Source organism: Streptomyces sp. NPDC088910, assembly GCF_044749865.1.
Lineage (GTDB): Bacteria > Actinomycetota > Actinomycetes > Streptomycetales > Streptomycetaceae > Actinacidiphila.
This window is the reverse complement of sequence record NZ_JBIVIV010000010.1, coordinates 153,174-165,292: the sequence shown is the minus strand read 5'-3', so window position 1 is coordinate 165,292 and position 12,119 is coordinate 153,174. Positions and strand designations below refer to the sequence as shown.

Genomic DNA, 12,119 nt, shown 5'->3' with positions numbered 1-12,119 from the left:
CACCGCCTGGTCATCGACGGTTCCGCCGTGTGCCTCGGCTTGATAGGCAAGTGGGGACTTGCCTATCATGGGAGCGTGGCCGATGACCTGTTCAAAGCCTTGGCCGACCCCACCCGCAGGACGATCCTCGACGAGCTCGCGGAGAAGTCAGGACAGACGCTGTTCGAGATCTGCTCGCGGCTGGCGATGAAGCATCGGCTCGGGCTCTCGCGTCAGGGGGTCTCGCAGCACCTCGCCGTGCTGGAGGCGGCCGGACTCGTCGAGACCCGGCGGGAGGGGCGCTACAAGTTCCACGACCTGAACACCGACCCGCTGCGGCAGATCACCGAACGCTGGCCTGTCCGCGGCACGTCCGGACCAACGGAGAGCACCCCATGAGGATCCATCTGACCAGTGTGTTCGTCGACGACCAGGCCAAGGCCCTGGCCTTCTACACGGACGTCCTCGGCTTCGTGAAGAAGTACGACGTGCCGGTGGGCGAAAAGGACCGGTGGCTGACCGTCGTCTCACCCGACGAGCCCGACGGGACCGAACTCCTCCTGGAGCCTGCCGGCCACCCGGCCGTCACGCCCTACCGCGACGCGCTCTTCGAGGACGGCATCCCGCTCGCCCAGTTCGCCGTCAGCGACGTGAAGGCGGAGTACGAGCGCCTGTCCGGGCTCGGCGTCCGTTTCACTCAGGAGCCCCTGGAAATGGGCCCCGTGACCACCGCCGTCTTCGACGACACCTGCGGCAACCTCATCCAGATCGCGACCCAGCCCCAGTAGCCGTCCGCCCCGCGTACCCGCCTGCGTCGCGTATCCGGCGTCGTCGGGGTAGTTCATGGACAGGCAGAGCAGTGCGTCGAGTCCTGAGTCGCCCGCGACGCCGAAGCGTTTCCATTCGTGGTAGTGCGGCCAGGAGCGGGACAGGTCGGTGGTGCCGTCGTAGACGCTCACGACCTTGAACGTCCCGGTCGCCACCTGGCCTGCTACTCATCCGATCAGCCGAAGGTGCATCCGGCGGACCGTCATGACGTATCCACGCTGGGCGACGCCTACTCGGGGCTTCCGCCCATCGCCAGAGTGCGCTTGATACCACGCCGCACGAAGGCGCGGGCCCGCATCGCTCGGCGGATTCGCCGCAAAGGGCTGATCGGCTTGGGATCTGCGTACCGGCGCTCTTGGATGTCTCGAACCACATCTGCCGGCGCACCCAGTTCCAGCAGTTCCGCGAGGGCCTCACCCTTTGTGATCAGCCGTCCGTCGCGTAGCGTGACGGTGGCTCGGGCCAGGACCAGCAGGCCCAGATCCACCCAGATGTCCCGAAGCCAAAGTAGGGGCTTGCCTGTGGCCGGAAGCCAGAACTGTCCCAGGTCGCGCCGGATGAAGTCCTCCAACTGCCCGCACGTGAGCGGCGGGAGCAGTTCCGTCGGCGACGGACCATGGAGGGTGAGCCCGCCGTCGAGCAGTTCTCGGCGGGTGACCGGTGTTACTGGGCGTTCCAGGATCATGCTGTGTGCCCAGGTGACATGGTGCGTCTCGACCTCGGAGAGCGATGTGGTGACCATGTATGAGCAGTGCAACTTGGCCGCGGCTGGCTCTTCGTCCAGCAGGCGCTGGTGAATGCTCGCCAGCCGGTCCCTGTGCTCGCCGTCCAGAGGGCGTTCGACGATCGCGATGAGATCAAGATCGCTGCGTCCCGGCTGGAAGTCGCCAAGCGCGAGTGAACCGTGTGCCCAGACGGCCACCATCGGCACCGCCAGCTGTATCTCGGAGACGAACCGGTTGAGAACGAGATCCGTTTCAGTCGCCGCCATAGCCGAGATCCTCGCACACGGGCACGCACTGCGCCGCAGGTCCGGCATGCTCACGATCTACGGGGCTGGAGTAGTAGTGGTCAGACGGGATCGGTGAACGAGATCGGTTTGCCGGTGGCTTGGGCGTAGGCGATCTCCCGGGTCGTGGACTCGCCGACGTAGCCGCCGGGGTTGACGATCAGAACGCGGTCGGCCAGGTCGATCTTGCGCAGGTGGAGGGCGTCCAGTGCGGTTTTCTGCTCGGCGGTGATCGACTCGTCCGCCTCGCCCGGCGCGACGACGATGGCACCGGCGAAGGTCAGGTCACGGTTCGCCGCGCGCATCTCGGCCACGAACCGGGTAGAGCCGCAGATGCAGACAATCTCGGGCCGGTCGGCCACGGCTGAGTCCTTCGGGTCGAACGGGAAACCGTCGGAGCCGACAGTTTACGCGGCGAGATGGACACCACGCGGCCGGCGGGAGGCGGCGTGCTCGACGTCGAGAGGTCCGAGGGCGCCCGGCTCACCGGCTTCCGCTGGCGACACAGCCTAGAGCGCGGGTTGGGCGGGGATGGGGGGCGCGTCGGTGGGGTCCGGTGACGCGGGGGTGGGGCGGCGGAATCGGCGGAGCTGGGTGGAGAGGGAGAGGTAGAGGCGGTCGGGGAGGAAGGCGGTGTCGGCGATGATCATCGCCGCGGAGAAGAGCGGAAGGCCGAGGAAGAGGGCGATGCCGGTGTGCATGCCGATCAGGATGACGAGGACGGGGTATTTGAGGCGGCCGAACAGGACGAAGGGGAAGGCGACTTGGACGAGGACGGTCACGTAACCGGCGATGACGAGCACCGTCGGAAAGCTGTCGGCGAGATGGGACAGCGCGGGCCAGGGCTGGAAGAGGGGGAGGTTGAGTACGTCGTGCAGGGCGGTGCCGTTGCCCCAGGAGGCGCCCTGGACCTTGTAGAGGCCGGCGGATCCGTAGAGGAAGCAGACCTGGGCCGCGATGACGAACATGCCGCAGTTGTGCAGCACCGTGGTCAACGTGCGCCGGACGTAACGGAGTTGCACGAAGGCGAGCGCGTCCGGGCGGGCGGGGCGAAGCCGAGTGCGGCGTGCGTCCAGGGACCAGCGGCGTCCGCAGGCGGTGAACATCAGGTAGACGGACATCAGCAGGGTGAGGTTGTCGCCGCCGTCCGTCATGAAGAGCGCCCTGGCGTGGAATGAGGCGACGACGACGGCGAAGAGCACGGAGACCGCCCGCGTCCGCCAACCCAGCGCGAAGAGCGCGCAGATGATCACGGCGAAGGCGTAACAGGTCTCGAAGTAGACCTTGTTGTCGGACAGCGTGAGGACGCTGGCCCAGCCGCTCTGGGCGAAGAGCTGCCGGGCGAGGTCGGGAGTCCACGGCGAGCCGGGTCCCCAGATCTCGTCGCGATGCGAGAACTCCCGCAGCAGGAAGACGAGGTAGAGCAGTCCGTATCCGATCCGCAGCACGGCCGCCGCGTACTGGGACACCGGTCGCTCCGTGAGCAGGGCGTACGCCCGGCCGGTCCCATTCGGGGTGGGCCGCGGCACGTCGGGCGCCGGCCGCACCGCGTCGTCGGTGGACGTCACCTGGTCAGTGGTCATTCGAGGGCACCTTCCACCAGGGCAGCAAACGGGTGTCGGCGGCCGTGGCCGCGGTGGCGACCGGACGCGCGTGCTGGACGGCGACGGGCACGGTGACCACTCGGAGTTGGACGGACTGGACGGGACCGTCTCCGACGGGTCGGCGGCCCCCCACGCGCTGCACCGCGATGTTGCGCAGGTACCGCTGGGTCATGACCGCGCGGTCCGAGTGGGGCTCGTCGTCGCTCCCGTGCGTGTCGACGTAGGAGGACCAGGCCCGGCGCAACATGTTCTGGTGGGTGTGGCTGGGGAACGGGTCGTGCTCGACCGCCGCCGTGTCGGCGGCGGTCAGGTCGACCCACGCGGTGACGTGCATGGTCCCGTCGGGGCCGGTGCTCGCGACACGGGCGTAGACCGTCCGGTCCACCGACTCGGGATCCGGCGCGAACAACTGCCAATTCTGCTCGAAGACCGGGTAGATCCAGGCGTTGATCTGGCGGCCGAACCGCTGCGAGATCGGATTGGCCGGTGCCACGTGCAGGAACACCATGGCCACATGGGTCAACGCCGTGGCCACGATCAGCGCGATTGCGATCCCCATGCCCGCTCTCAGCGGGACGGGCAGTCGGTGTTGTCCGGAGAACTCCGGTGATTCGTCCGGCAATTCCCGTACGTGCGTGTCGGAATCGACCCGCACCGCTGTCCCTGCTGCCCGCATCTGCGCCTGCCCTCTACTTTCCGCTGCTGCCTTTTGTGCGGCCCGGTGCCGCGGCGCGCGGCGGATTCGGTGTCAATTCCGCCGCGCACCGCTTGGTCGCTCACCGAGCGGGGTCGTGCTCCGGGCGCGTCAGCGCTGGTGACCCGCCTGGGAAGCGGGTTGTGCGCCGTAGCCCTGGTTGTCGGACCAACCGCCGGGCTTGCCCGGCTTCTTCTTCGGCGGGCAGTGCTTCACGGGCTTCTTGGGCGGGCAGTGCTTCACCGGCTTCTTCGGCTTGCAGTGCTTGCCCGGGTAGTGACCCGTGCCGCCGGTCGAACCGCCGGTGGTGGCCCCGCCGGTCGTCGTACCACCCGTCGTGGTGCCGCCGGTCGTGGTGCCGCCCGTGGTCGTCCCACCGGTCGTGGTGCCACCGGTCGTCGTACCACCCGTGGTCGTCCCGGCCGTCGTCCCACCCGTGGTCGTCCCGCCCGTGGTGGTTCCCGCCGTCGTTCCGCCCGTGGTAGTGCCGCCGGTGGTCGTGCCACCCGTCGTCGTGCCACCCGTCGTCGTGCCACCGGTCGTGGTCCCGCCGGTGGTCGTGCCACCGGTCGTCGTACCGCCCGTGGTGGTGCCACCGGTCGTCGTGCCCGTGCCGCACGCCGGCCGCGTGATGCGGTTGGTGTCCAGCGTCACCGAGCCGTTACGGGCCAGGGCGCGGCCGTCGATGCTCGCGCCCGTGGTCACGTTGATCGAGGTCAGGGCGAGGATGTTGCCCACGAAGGTGGAGTTGGTGCCGATCGTGGCCGAACTGCCGATCTCCCAGAAGACGTTGCACGGCGAGGCGCCGTTGACCAGGAGAACGCGGCTCGCGGACGCGGTGGTCAGGCCGGAGCCCACCTGGAACACCCACACGGCGTTGGGATCGCCCTGGGCGTCGAGGGTCAGCGTGCCGGTGAGACCGAGCGTGGACGAGGAGGTGTAGACGCCGGGGACCAGGGACAAACCCCCGGCGTCCGGGGGCAGCGCCGAGTCCGTGGCCTGTCCTGCGGCGTCGTTGAACGCTGTGACCAGGTCGGACTTCGCCTGGAGGGCGACCGCGTCCGCCGAGTGCTGGGCCCCGTTGACCAGGCCGGGCGGGAACCCGGTGATGGCGGTGCCGGGGCTCACCCCGAGGTCTCCGGTGATCACCGAAGGACCCGTGTTGGTGACCGTCTGACCGGCCAGTACGGCGAAACTGTCCGCCGTTCCCAGCGGGACGGCCGTGGCGGTGGCATCCGCCTGGGTCGACACCGCGGCGACGAGAGACGCGGCGATCAGCGGCGCGACCACCGCCGCGACCCACGTGGGAATGGTGCGACCTTTCGGCGCGGGCAGGATCTGTGACGTCATAGAGGCGTGACTCCTGACAGGAACGGCAGCGAAGCCCGAAAGGCGGGTTCTGAGGACGGCCGACTCCGTGCCAGGCACACTAAAGAAAGAGATGCGGAAGCGATGCACGCATACGAGTGAAGGATTGATTTATCAACCGGCATGGTCGAATATCGCAGAATCGCGAGGCCGGAAAAACGTTCCCGCTATTGCACGTCACGCCGGAATGCGCCGCGAGGAAATCATTGCCATGAGCGGCCGATGATGAGCGCGGGTGCCCGCCGCTCGCGCTCAGGCGGACCGATCCGGCCCATCCGCGGTCGCCCGAAACGGAGTTCGGCCCCGCGCGGACGCGCTCCGGGGTTCAGTTCTGGAGCGCGGACGGCAGGGACGCCGCCAACTCGTCCAGCCTCCGCGCGGAGCGCGCCAGGATCGCGTACCGCCAACTCACGCCGTCCGCAGGGGCGTCGGCGTAGAGGACGACCCCGTCGCCGCGCTCGGGGTCGTAGTCCAGCGCGCGGTCACGGAGGCGGTCGAGTGCGGCGGTGAAGGAGTACGGACCGGACGCGTGGACCGTGCCCGTCGTCCAGGTGACGGGGGTGCCGCGGGCGAGGCGGACGACCAGGTCGTACGGGGTGGTCGTCGCGGTGCGGCGGACGTTGGACTCGGTGGCGTACAGGGTGCCGTCGGTGGCCACGAGGGCGTCGATGTCGTAGGGACCGCGGTAGCCGTGCGCGATCAGGTGGCGGCCGAGGGCCATGCCCCAGTCGCGCAGTTCGTCGCACACCGTCGGGTGCACGATGCCGCGCAGCGGAGCCCGGTAGCCGGTGAAGGAGCCGTCCTCCGTGCGCATGACACCGTCGAAGAGCGGTCGCGGTCCCCCCGCCGCGGCCACGAACTGGGCGCTGATCGAGACGGTGTGGGGGACGTACTCCTCCACGGTCCACCGGCTCTCCGACCCGAATCCTTCTGACGCGAAAGCGTCCGGCCCGAAACCGTCCGGCCCGAAACCGTCGACACCACGTCCGTCCACGCCCAAGCCGTCCGAGCCCAGACCGTCCGGCCCGGCGACACCACGTCCGTCCACACCCAAGCCGTCCGCCGCGACCAGCGGATCCTCGGCGCCGACGAACCGCAGCCCGTGCCCGCCCGCCGACCGGTCGGGTTTCACGACACCGCGCCCGGAACCGGCCGCCCGGAGCACCGCGCGTACGGTCTCGCGCAGGTCCGGCCCCGAGCAGGTGCGCCCGTACGGCACGCGCATCCCGGTCCGCTCGGCCACGGCGCGGAAACCGGCCTTGGTGTTGCACAGCTCCGTGACCGCCAGCGCTTCGGCGCCGACCGCCGGCCCGCCGCGACCGCAGGGGGACACCGGCACTCCCAGCGCGGCGGCGAGCGCGAACGTCGAGGCGTCCAGGGCGATGGGCAGCAGCCGGGTGCCGGGGCGGGCCGCCGCGAGCGCGCGCAGCTCGTCGGTCAGGCCGGGCGTGTCGGCCACGGAGTCGGCCATCGCGACACCGGGTCGGTCACGGACGGTGACGATCCGTACGGAGTCCCTCGGGACGCCGGTCAGGGCGCACGCGTACTGCGCGAACGGCTCGGACAGCGGGACCGGGGTCAGCAGTACGTCACCGGGCCGGGTCAGCCAGATCTTCCGCGGGGCCTGCTCGGCCCACCGGGCGACCACGGCGTGTTCCCGCAGGTCGACAGCGAGTGCGGAGGCGAAGTTGGCAAGAACGATCAATGATGGAGTGCCACTGTCCTTCGGCGCCATAGAGGGTGTGTGCCCGCGATCGCGGCGGGAAACCCGGTTCCGGAATTTCCGGAACCGTCCGAATCCCTATCGGGTCGCCGTCCGTCGATTGGTACCCCGCATCCGGGGCAGTCGGCCCTGGACCACACAAATAGGTGACTCAAAGTCATCGCATCATGCGTCGGAGGTGGACCGTGCTGTGTATGCCAGGTGTCTATCAACCCCAGCAGGACACCCACCTCCTGATGCGGGCCATGTGCCGCGAGGCCGTGGCGCCCGGGATGCACGTACTGGATCTGTGCACCGGCAGCGGCGCGCTGGCCATCTGCGCCGCGCGGCTGGGCGCCCGGGTGACCGCCGTGGACATCGCGTGGCAGGCCGTGCTCTCGGCCCGCGCGAACGCCCTCAGGGCCGGGCGACGGGTACGGGTGCTGCACGGCGACCTCGCGGGGCAGCGGGGACGGCACGACCGCCCGTACGACCTGGTGGTCAGCAATCCGCCCTACGTCCCCTCCCCCGCGGCCGAGCCGCCGGTACGGGGCGCGGCCCGCTCCTGGGACGCGGGGCACGACGGGCGGGCGGTCGTGGACCGGATCTGCGCGACCGCGCCACGGGTCCTGGCGCCGCACGGCGTCCTGCTGATGGTGCACTCGGCGCTGTGCGGTGTCGAGGCGACGCTGGCCTCCCTGGCGGAGGCCGGGCTGCGCGCGGCGGTGACCGACCGGGAGCTGATCCCCTTCGGGCCCGTTCTGCGCGGACGAACGGCGTGGCTGCGGCAGGCGGGACTGATCGACGGGGAGCAGGACAAGGAGGAGCTGGTGGTGATCCGTGCCGAACACGCCTGAGCGCCCGCGCCGCGTCCTGGTCGAACGGGACGGGCCCGTCCTGGTCGAGGGGCCGGTGACCGTCGTCGGCGACGACGGTGTCGCCGTGACCTCGCACCGCTTCATGGTCGCGGTGTGCACCTGCCGCCGCAGCCGGACGCACCCGTGGTGCGACACCAGCCACCGCCGCCGGTCCAAGGGCGGCGGGGACGGAGAGCCGCCGGCGTGCGGCGCGCAGCGGACGGCTCCGGCCGGGCCGGAGGGAGAGTCCTGATGACGACCGCGAACCCAACCGCCGCGTACCCGACCGCGAACCCGCCGACCGCGAACCCGACCTCCTACCGCGAGTCGCGTGCCACCACTCCCCCGCTTCCGACCCCCCGCGGGCCGCTGTCGGCCGCCGTGGTGGCGTCGCTGCGCGACGGCGCGGGAGAGCTGCCCGGCGCCGGTGCCGTGGCCGCCGCCGATCCGTACGGCGACGACCTGCAACTCGCCCTGTATTCGCTGTACGAATTGCACTACCAGGGCTTCGCGGGTGTGGCCGACGACCGTGAGTGGGACGTGGAGCTGCTGCGGACGCGCGGCTTCCTGGAGGACCGTTTCCTGCGCCAGGTGCGCGCGGACGCGCCGGCCCGCCCGCACGCGGCGGACTCCGTCGCCGCCCTGCTGGTCGAACCGGTGGGAGACGACGGCACCGGTGTCAGTCATTACCTCCAGCCCGAGGGCCATCTCGAGCACTTGCGGGAGTACGCGGCCCTGCGGTCCCTGTACCACCTCAAGGAGGCCGATCCCCACGCCTGGGTGATCCCGCGCCTCCACGGCCGGGCGAAGGCGGCGATGGTCGCCGTCGAATTCGACGAGTTCGGCGGCGGGCACGCGGAGGACATCCACGCGCGGCTCTTCGCCGACCTGATGACGGACCTCGGCCTGGACACCGCGTACGGCCGCTACCTGGACGCGGCGCCCGCCGAGGCGCTGGCGGTGGTCAACCTGATGTCGCTCTTCGGCCTGCACCGCGCCCTCCGCGGCGCGCTCGTCGGGCACTTCGCCGCCGTCGAGATCACCTCGTCGCCGGGTTCCCGGCGGCTGGCGCAGGCGATGCGCGCCAACGGCGCGGGCGCTGCCGCGGAGCGCTTCTACGACGAGCACGTCGAAGCGGACGCCGTCCACGAACAGGTCGTACGCCACGAGGTGATCGCTCCTCTGCTGGCCGCGGAGCCGCAGCTGGACGCCGACGTGGTCCTCGGCATCGAGGCGACCGGGCTGCTGGAGGACCGTCTCGGCGCGGCGCTGCTCGACGCCTGGCGGAACGGACGCAGCGCGCTGCGCACGCCGTTGGAGCCGCTACGGGACCGGCCGTCGCCGCGCACCGGAGGCTGACGGTTCCCCTGCCCGACGCGGGTCCGAGGAATTGACCCACCGGCCCGGTCCGGTGGCGGCGCCATGGGCGTGGAGCGCGCCGCCGGGCCGGTGGCCTCTTCCGGGCGGGCGGGATACGGGTCAGGCCGGACGCGGGGGCCGCGCCGTGTGGTCGGGGTGGCCGTGCGTGCGGCGCGCCTCCTTCATCTCGGCCTCGTGGATGTGGCGCGCGCCGCCCGCCAGGTCGGTGCGGATCTGCTCCTCCATGCGCCGGAAGGGTTCGACGTACGTGTCGTCGTACGCCTCGACCATCTGGAAGGTCCAGTAGCCCGGCAGGACGTTGCGGCCGACGATCTCGCGTTCGAGCCGCTCCGCGTGTTCCGCGTGGCCCGCGGCCCTGAGGTGCTCGACCGCCTCGCCGAGTCGCAGGTCGGCTCCCCCGGTGAGCTGGTGGAAGTCGTACAGCCGCCCGCGCGCCCGCTCCACCGTCTCGAGAGCTTCGGAGAGGATGCCGAGCGCCTCCACCGAGGCGTCGCTCAGCCCTGCGGGACGTCGGGCCGGTGCCGCGGGGCCGCGCTCTTGTTCATGGTTGGTCATGTGCAAGACCTTCCCCGGCCGGCCGTGTCCATCACGGCGATCGGAGCGCCCGGCGCAACCGGCCCGCGGCGGGAGGCCGGGGGCGCACCGGGGACGGCCGGCGGCCACGGCGTCGCGGAGAAAACCCGTTGGCGAAGCGTGCCCGGCCCTTGCTACCCTCCCCGAGGCCGTGCGAGAGAACGAGGAGGTGGTACCCGTGAACGCAGTATCGACATGGGTGCTCCCCTCTGGGGCCACGGTCGGGCGATAGGTCGTCCGGGAGCGCCGTCAACGAGCACTCCCGAAAGGCACGACCATGCGATTCACTTCTGAGCAGCGCCTCGACGAAGGCGTCCTCGAACGCGAATTCACCCTCGGCGAGATCCCCGGCATTTTGTGGACGCCCGATGCGGCGTCCGCGGCGGCACCGGCGCCGCTGATCCTGCTCGGCCACCCTCCCCTCGGGCTGCGCAAGATGTACCCCCGGCTGCTGGGCCGGGCCCTGGGCTGCGCGGCGGAGGGTTTCGCCACGGCCACCATCGAACTCCCCGGAAGCGGCGAGCGGCCTCGCCTGCCCGCCCTCGACGAGGCCCGCGCCGACCTGCGCCGGGCGATGGAGACCGGCGAGCCGGTCGGCGACGAGATCGTCCACGCCCTTGTCCTCCCCCTGGTGGAGGCGGCCGTCCCGGAATGGCGGGCCGCCCTGGACGCCCTTCTCGCACTGCCCGAGGTCGACGGCCCGGTCGGGTACTCGGGAGGGGTGATCTCCGTCGGCGTCCGGCTGGCGGTGGTCGAGCCGCGCGTCTCGGCCGCCGTTCTGTTCGCCGGGAGCCTCGTGCCCCGCGCCATCTTCGAGGAGGCCAAGCAGGTCACCATTCCCCTGCACGTCCTCCTTCAGTGGGACGACGAAGGCAACGACCGGCAGGCGTCCCTGGATCTCTTCGACACCTTCGGCTCCAAGGAGAAGTCCCTCCACGCCCACCTCGGCGGACACGCCGGAGTCCCGCAGTCCGCGGGTGCCGCCGCGGCCCAGTTCTTCACCCGCCACCTGAAGTAGCGGCGCGCCGTCAGACCGGTCCCGGACGGTAGCCCGCTCCGACCGGGACGGCCCCGCAGGAGCGCCGCCACCGGCTCGGCGGCGCTCCTCCACACACGGCCCTACGACCGGAGGCACCGGGGAGCGACGTGGATCGGTCACCTCTGGTCCGACGGGACTTCTCTGACTAGAGTCAGAGAATGGACGCACGAGAGATCGCCCAGGTGCGGCGGTTCAACCGCACCGTCACCGAGCGCGTGGGCGTGCTCCACGACCGTTATCTGGGCCGGGACCGGCCGATCGGTGAGGCCCGGCTCCTGTGGGAGATCGGCGAACGGGGCCAGGACGTACGCCGGTTGCGCGAACGGCTCGGTCTCGACTCGGGATACGTCAGCCGTCTGCTGCGCTCCCTGGAGACGGACGGGCTGGTGACGGTGGAGCCGCTGCCCCGCGACAGACGGGTGCGCACGGTCCGGCTCACCGACGCCGGTCGCGCCGAGCGCGCGGTGCTCGACGGTCGCAGCGACGAACTGGCGGGCTCCCTGCTGGAGCCGCTCAACGCCGTCCAGCGCTCCCGGCTGGTCGCCGCCATGGCCGAGGTCGACCGGCTGCTGACCGCCGCGACGGTCACGCTGGACGTCGTCGACCCGGACCACCCCGATGCCGAGCACTGCATGCGCTCCTACTTCGCCGAGTTGCGCGAACGCTTCGACGCCGGTTTCGATCCCGCGCGCAGTCTCCTGCCCGACGCCGGTGAACTCCGGTCGCCGCACGGCCTCTTCCTGGTCGCCCGGCTGCACGGTGAGCCGGTCGGCTGCGCCGGTCTGAAGCTGCCGCCGGGGGCCCCGGCCGAGATCAAGCGCATGTGGGTCGCGCCGCGGGCCCGCAGACTCGGCCTCGGCCGCCGCTTCCTGGCCGAACTGGAACTGCGGGCCGCCCGCAACGGCCGGGACCTGCTGCGCCTTGACACCAACAAGGCGCTGAACGCCGCGATCAGCCTGTACCACTCCTGCGGTTTCGAGGAGGTCGCGGCCTTCAACGACGAGCCGTACGCCCACCACTGGTTCGAGAAGCGGATCACCACACCGCCGTCGGGATGAGTCCCCACCGCTACGAGGGCCGCGGCCA

Annotated in this window: 14 protein-coding genes; 7 read left to right on the top strand and 7 right to left on the bottom strand. The window is 70.9% G+C overall.

The features are described 5' to 3' along the window. Nucleotides 1-75: 75 nt before the first annotated feature. Entirely contained in the window at nucleotides 76-378 is a 303-nt protein-coding gene (locus ACIP4Z_RS23175) for a metalloregulator ArsR/SmtB family transcription factor (RefSeq protein WP_355345514.1), read from the top strand. After that, nucleotides 375-767 carry a VOC family protein gene (locus tag ACIP4Z_RS23170; RefSeq protein WP_401311003.1) on the top strand — a complete coding sequence of 131 codons (393 nt, stop codon included), beginning with the start codon at nucleotides 375-377 and terminating at the stop codon, nucleotides 765-767. Before ACIP4Z_RS23175 ends, ACIP4Z_RS23170 begins: the two co-directional genes overlap by 4 nt. A gap of 269 nt (nucleotides 768-1,036) precedes the next feature. On the opposite strand, the gene ACIP4Z_RS23165 is transcribed toward ACIP4Z_RS23170, so the two are convergent. The 6 genes from ACIP4Z_RS23165 to ACIP4Z_RS23140 all read right to left on the bottom strand — a co-directional run bounded on the left by ACIP4Z_RS23165 (nucleotide 1,037) and on the right by ACIP4Z_RS23140 (nucleotide 7,187). Further along, on the bottom strand, nucleotides 1,037-1,798 hold the full coding sequence (locus tag ACIP4Z_RS23165; protein WP_401311000.1) for a nucleotidyltransferase domain-containing protein: 762 nt from the start codon (nucleotides 1,796-1,798) through the stop codon (nucleotides 1,037-1,039). A gap of 80 nt (nucleotides 1,799-1,878) precedes the next feature. Continuing rightward, nucleotides 1,879-2,178 carry a hypothetical protein gene (locus tag ACIP4Z_RS23160; protein WP_401310997.1) on the bottom strand — a complete coding sequence of 100 codons (300 nt, stop codon included), beginning with the start codon at nucleotides 2,176-2,178 and terminating at the stop codon, nucleotides 1,879-1,881. A 147-nt stretch (nucleotides 2,179-2,325) separates the two neighbouring features. Next, nucleotides 2,326-3,399, bottom strand: a complete 1,074-nt coding sequence (locus tag ACIP4Z_RS23155) for an HTTM domain-containing protein (protein WP_401310994.1) — start codon at nucleotides 3,397-3,399, stop codon at nucleotides 2,326-2,328. Then, on the bottom strand, nucleotides 3,389-3,979 hold the full coding sequence (locus ACIP4Z_RS23150; RefSeq protein ID WP_401310991.1) for a DUF5819 family protein: 591 nt from the start codon (nucleotides 3,977-3,979) through the stop codon (nucleotides 3,389-3,391). Before ACIP4Z_RS23150 ends, ACIP4Z_RS23155 begins: the two co-directional genes overlap by 11 nt. 246 nt (nucleotides 3,980-4,225) lie before the next feature. Further along, a complete protein-coding gene (locus tag ACIP4Z_RS23145; protein WP_401310988.1) occupies nucleotides 4,226-5,464 on the bottom strand; it encodes an ice-binding family protein in 1,239 nt (412 codons plus the stop codon). Between the two features lie 343 nt (nucleotides 5,465-5,807). Next, nucleotides 5,808-7,187, bottom strand: coding sequence for a peptide ligase PGM1-related protein (locus ACIP4Z_RS23140; protein ID WP_401310985.1), 1,380 nt, complete (start codon nucleotides 7,185-7,187; stop codon nucleotides 5,808-5,810). A gap of 212 nt (nucleotides 7,188-7,399) precedes the next feature. Between ACIP4Z_RS23140 and ACIP4Z_RS23135 the strand changes: the two genes are divergently transcribed. The 3 genes from ACIP4Z_RS23135 to ACIP4Z_RS23125 are packed head-to-tail and all read left to right on the top strand — an operon-like array spanning nucleotide 7,400 to nucleotide 9,400. Then, entirely contained in the window at nucleotides 7,400-8,041 is a 642-nt protein-coding gene (locus ACIP4Z_RS23135) for a HemK2/MTQ2 family protein methyltransferase (protein ID WP_355345559.1), read from the top strand. Continuing rightward, nucleotides 8,025-8,294, top strand: a complete 270-nt coding sequence (locus ACIP4Z_RS23130) for a CDGSH iron-sulfur domain-containing protein (RefSeq protein WP_355345562.1) — start codon at nucleotides 8,025-8,027, stop codon at nucleotides 8,292-8,294. Before ACIP4Z_RS23135 ends, ACIP4Z_RS23130 begins: the two co-directional genes overlap by 17 nt. Beyond that, nucleotides 8,294-9,400, top strand: coding sequence for an iron-containing redox enzyme family protein (locus ACIP4Z_RS23125; RefSeq protein WP_401310981.1), 1,107 nt, complete (start codon nucleotides 8,294-8,296; stop codon nucleotides 9,398-9,400). The genes ACIP4Z_RS23130 and ACIP4Z_RS23125 overlap by 1 nt, the downstream gene beginning before the upstream one ends. A gap of 120 nt (nucleotides 9,401-9,520) precedes the next feature. Here the strand turns inward: ACIP4Z_RS23125 and ACIP4Z_RS23120 are convergent, their stop codons facing one another. Then, nucleotides 9,521-9,976, bottom strand: a complete 456-nt coding sequence (locus ACIP4Z_RS23120; RefSeq protein ID WP_401310978.1) for a hypothetical protein — start codon at nucleotides 9,974-9,976, stop codon at nucleotides 9,521-9,523. A 295-nt stretch (nucleotides 9,977-10,271) separates the two neighbouring features. Here ACIP4Z_RS23120 and ACIP4Z_RS23115 point away from each other — a divergent pair, with 295 nt between their 5' ends. Together ACIP4Z_RS23115 and ACIP4Z_RS23110 are read left to right on the top strand one after the other, a co-directional pair. Next, a complete protein-coding gene (locus ACIP4Z_RS23115; RefSeq protein WP_401310975.1) occupies nucleotides 10,272-11,012 on the top strand; it encodes an alpha/beta hydrolase in 741 nt (246 codons plus the stop codon). A gap of 179 nt (nucleotides 11,013-11,191) precedes the next feature. Beyond that, nucleotides 11,192-12,091, top strand: coding sequence for a helix-turn-helix domain-containing GNAT family N-acetyltransferase (locus tag ACIP4Z_RS23110; protein ID WP_355345574.1), 900 nt, complete (start codon nucleotides 11,192-11,194; stop codon nucleotides 12,089-12,091). Nucleotides 12,092-12,119 lie beyond the last annotated feature (28 nt).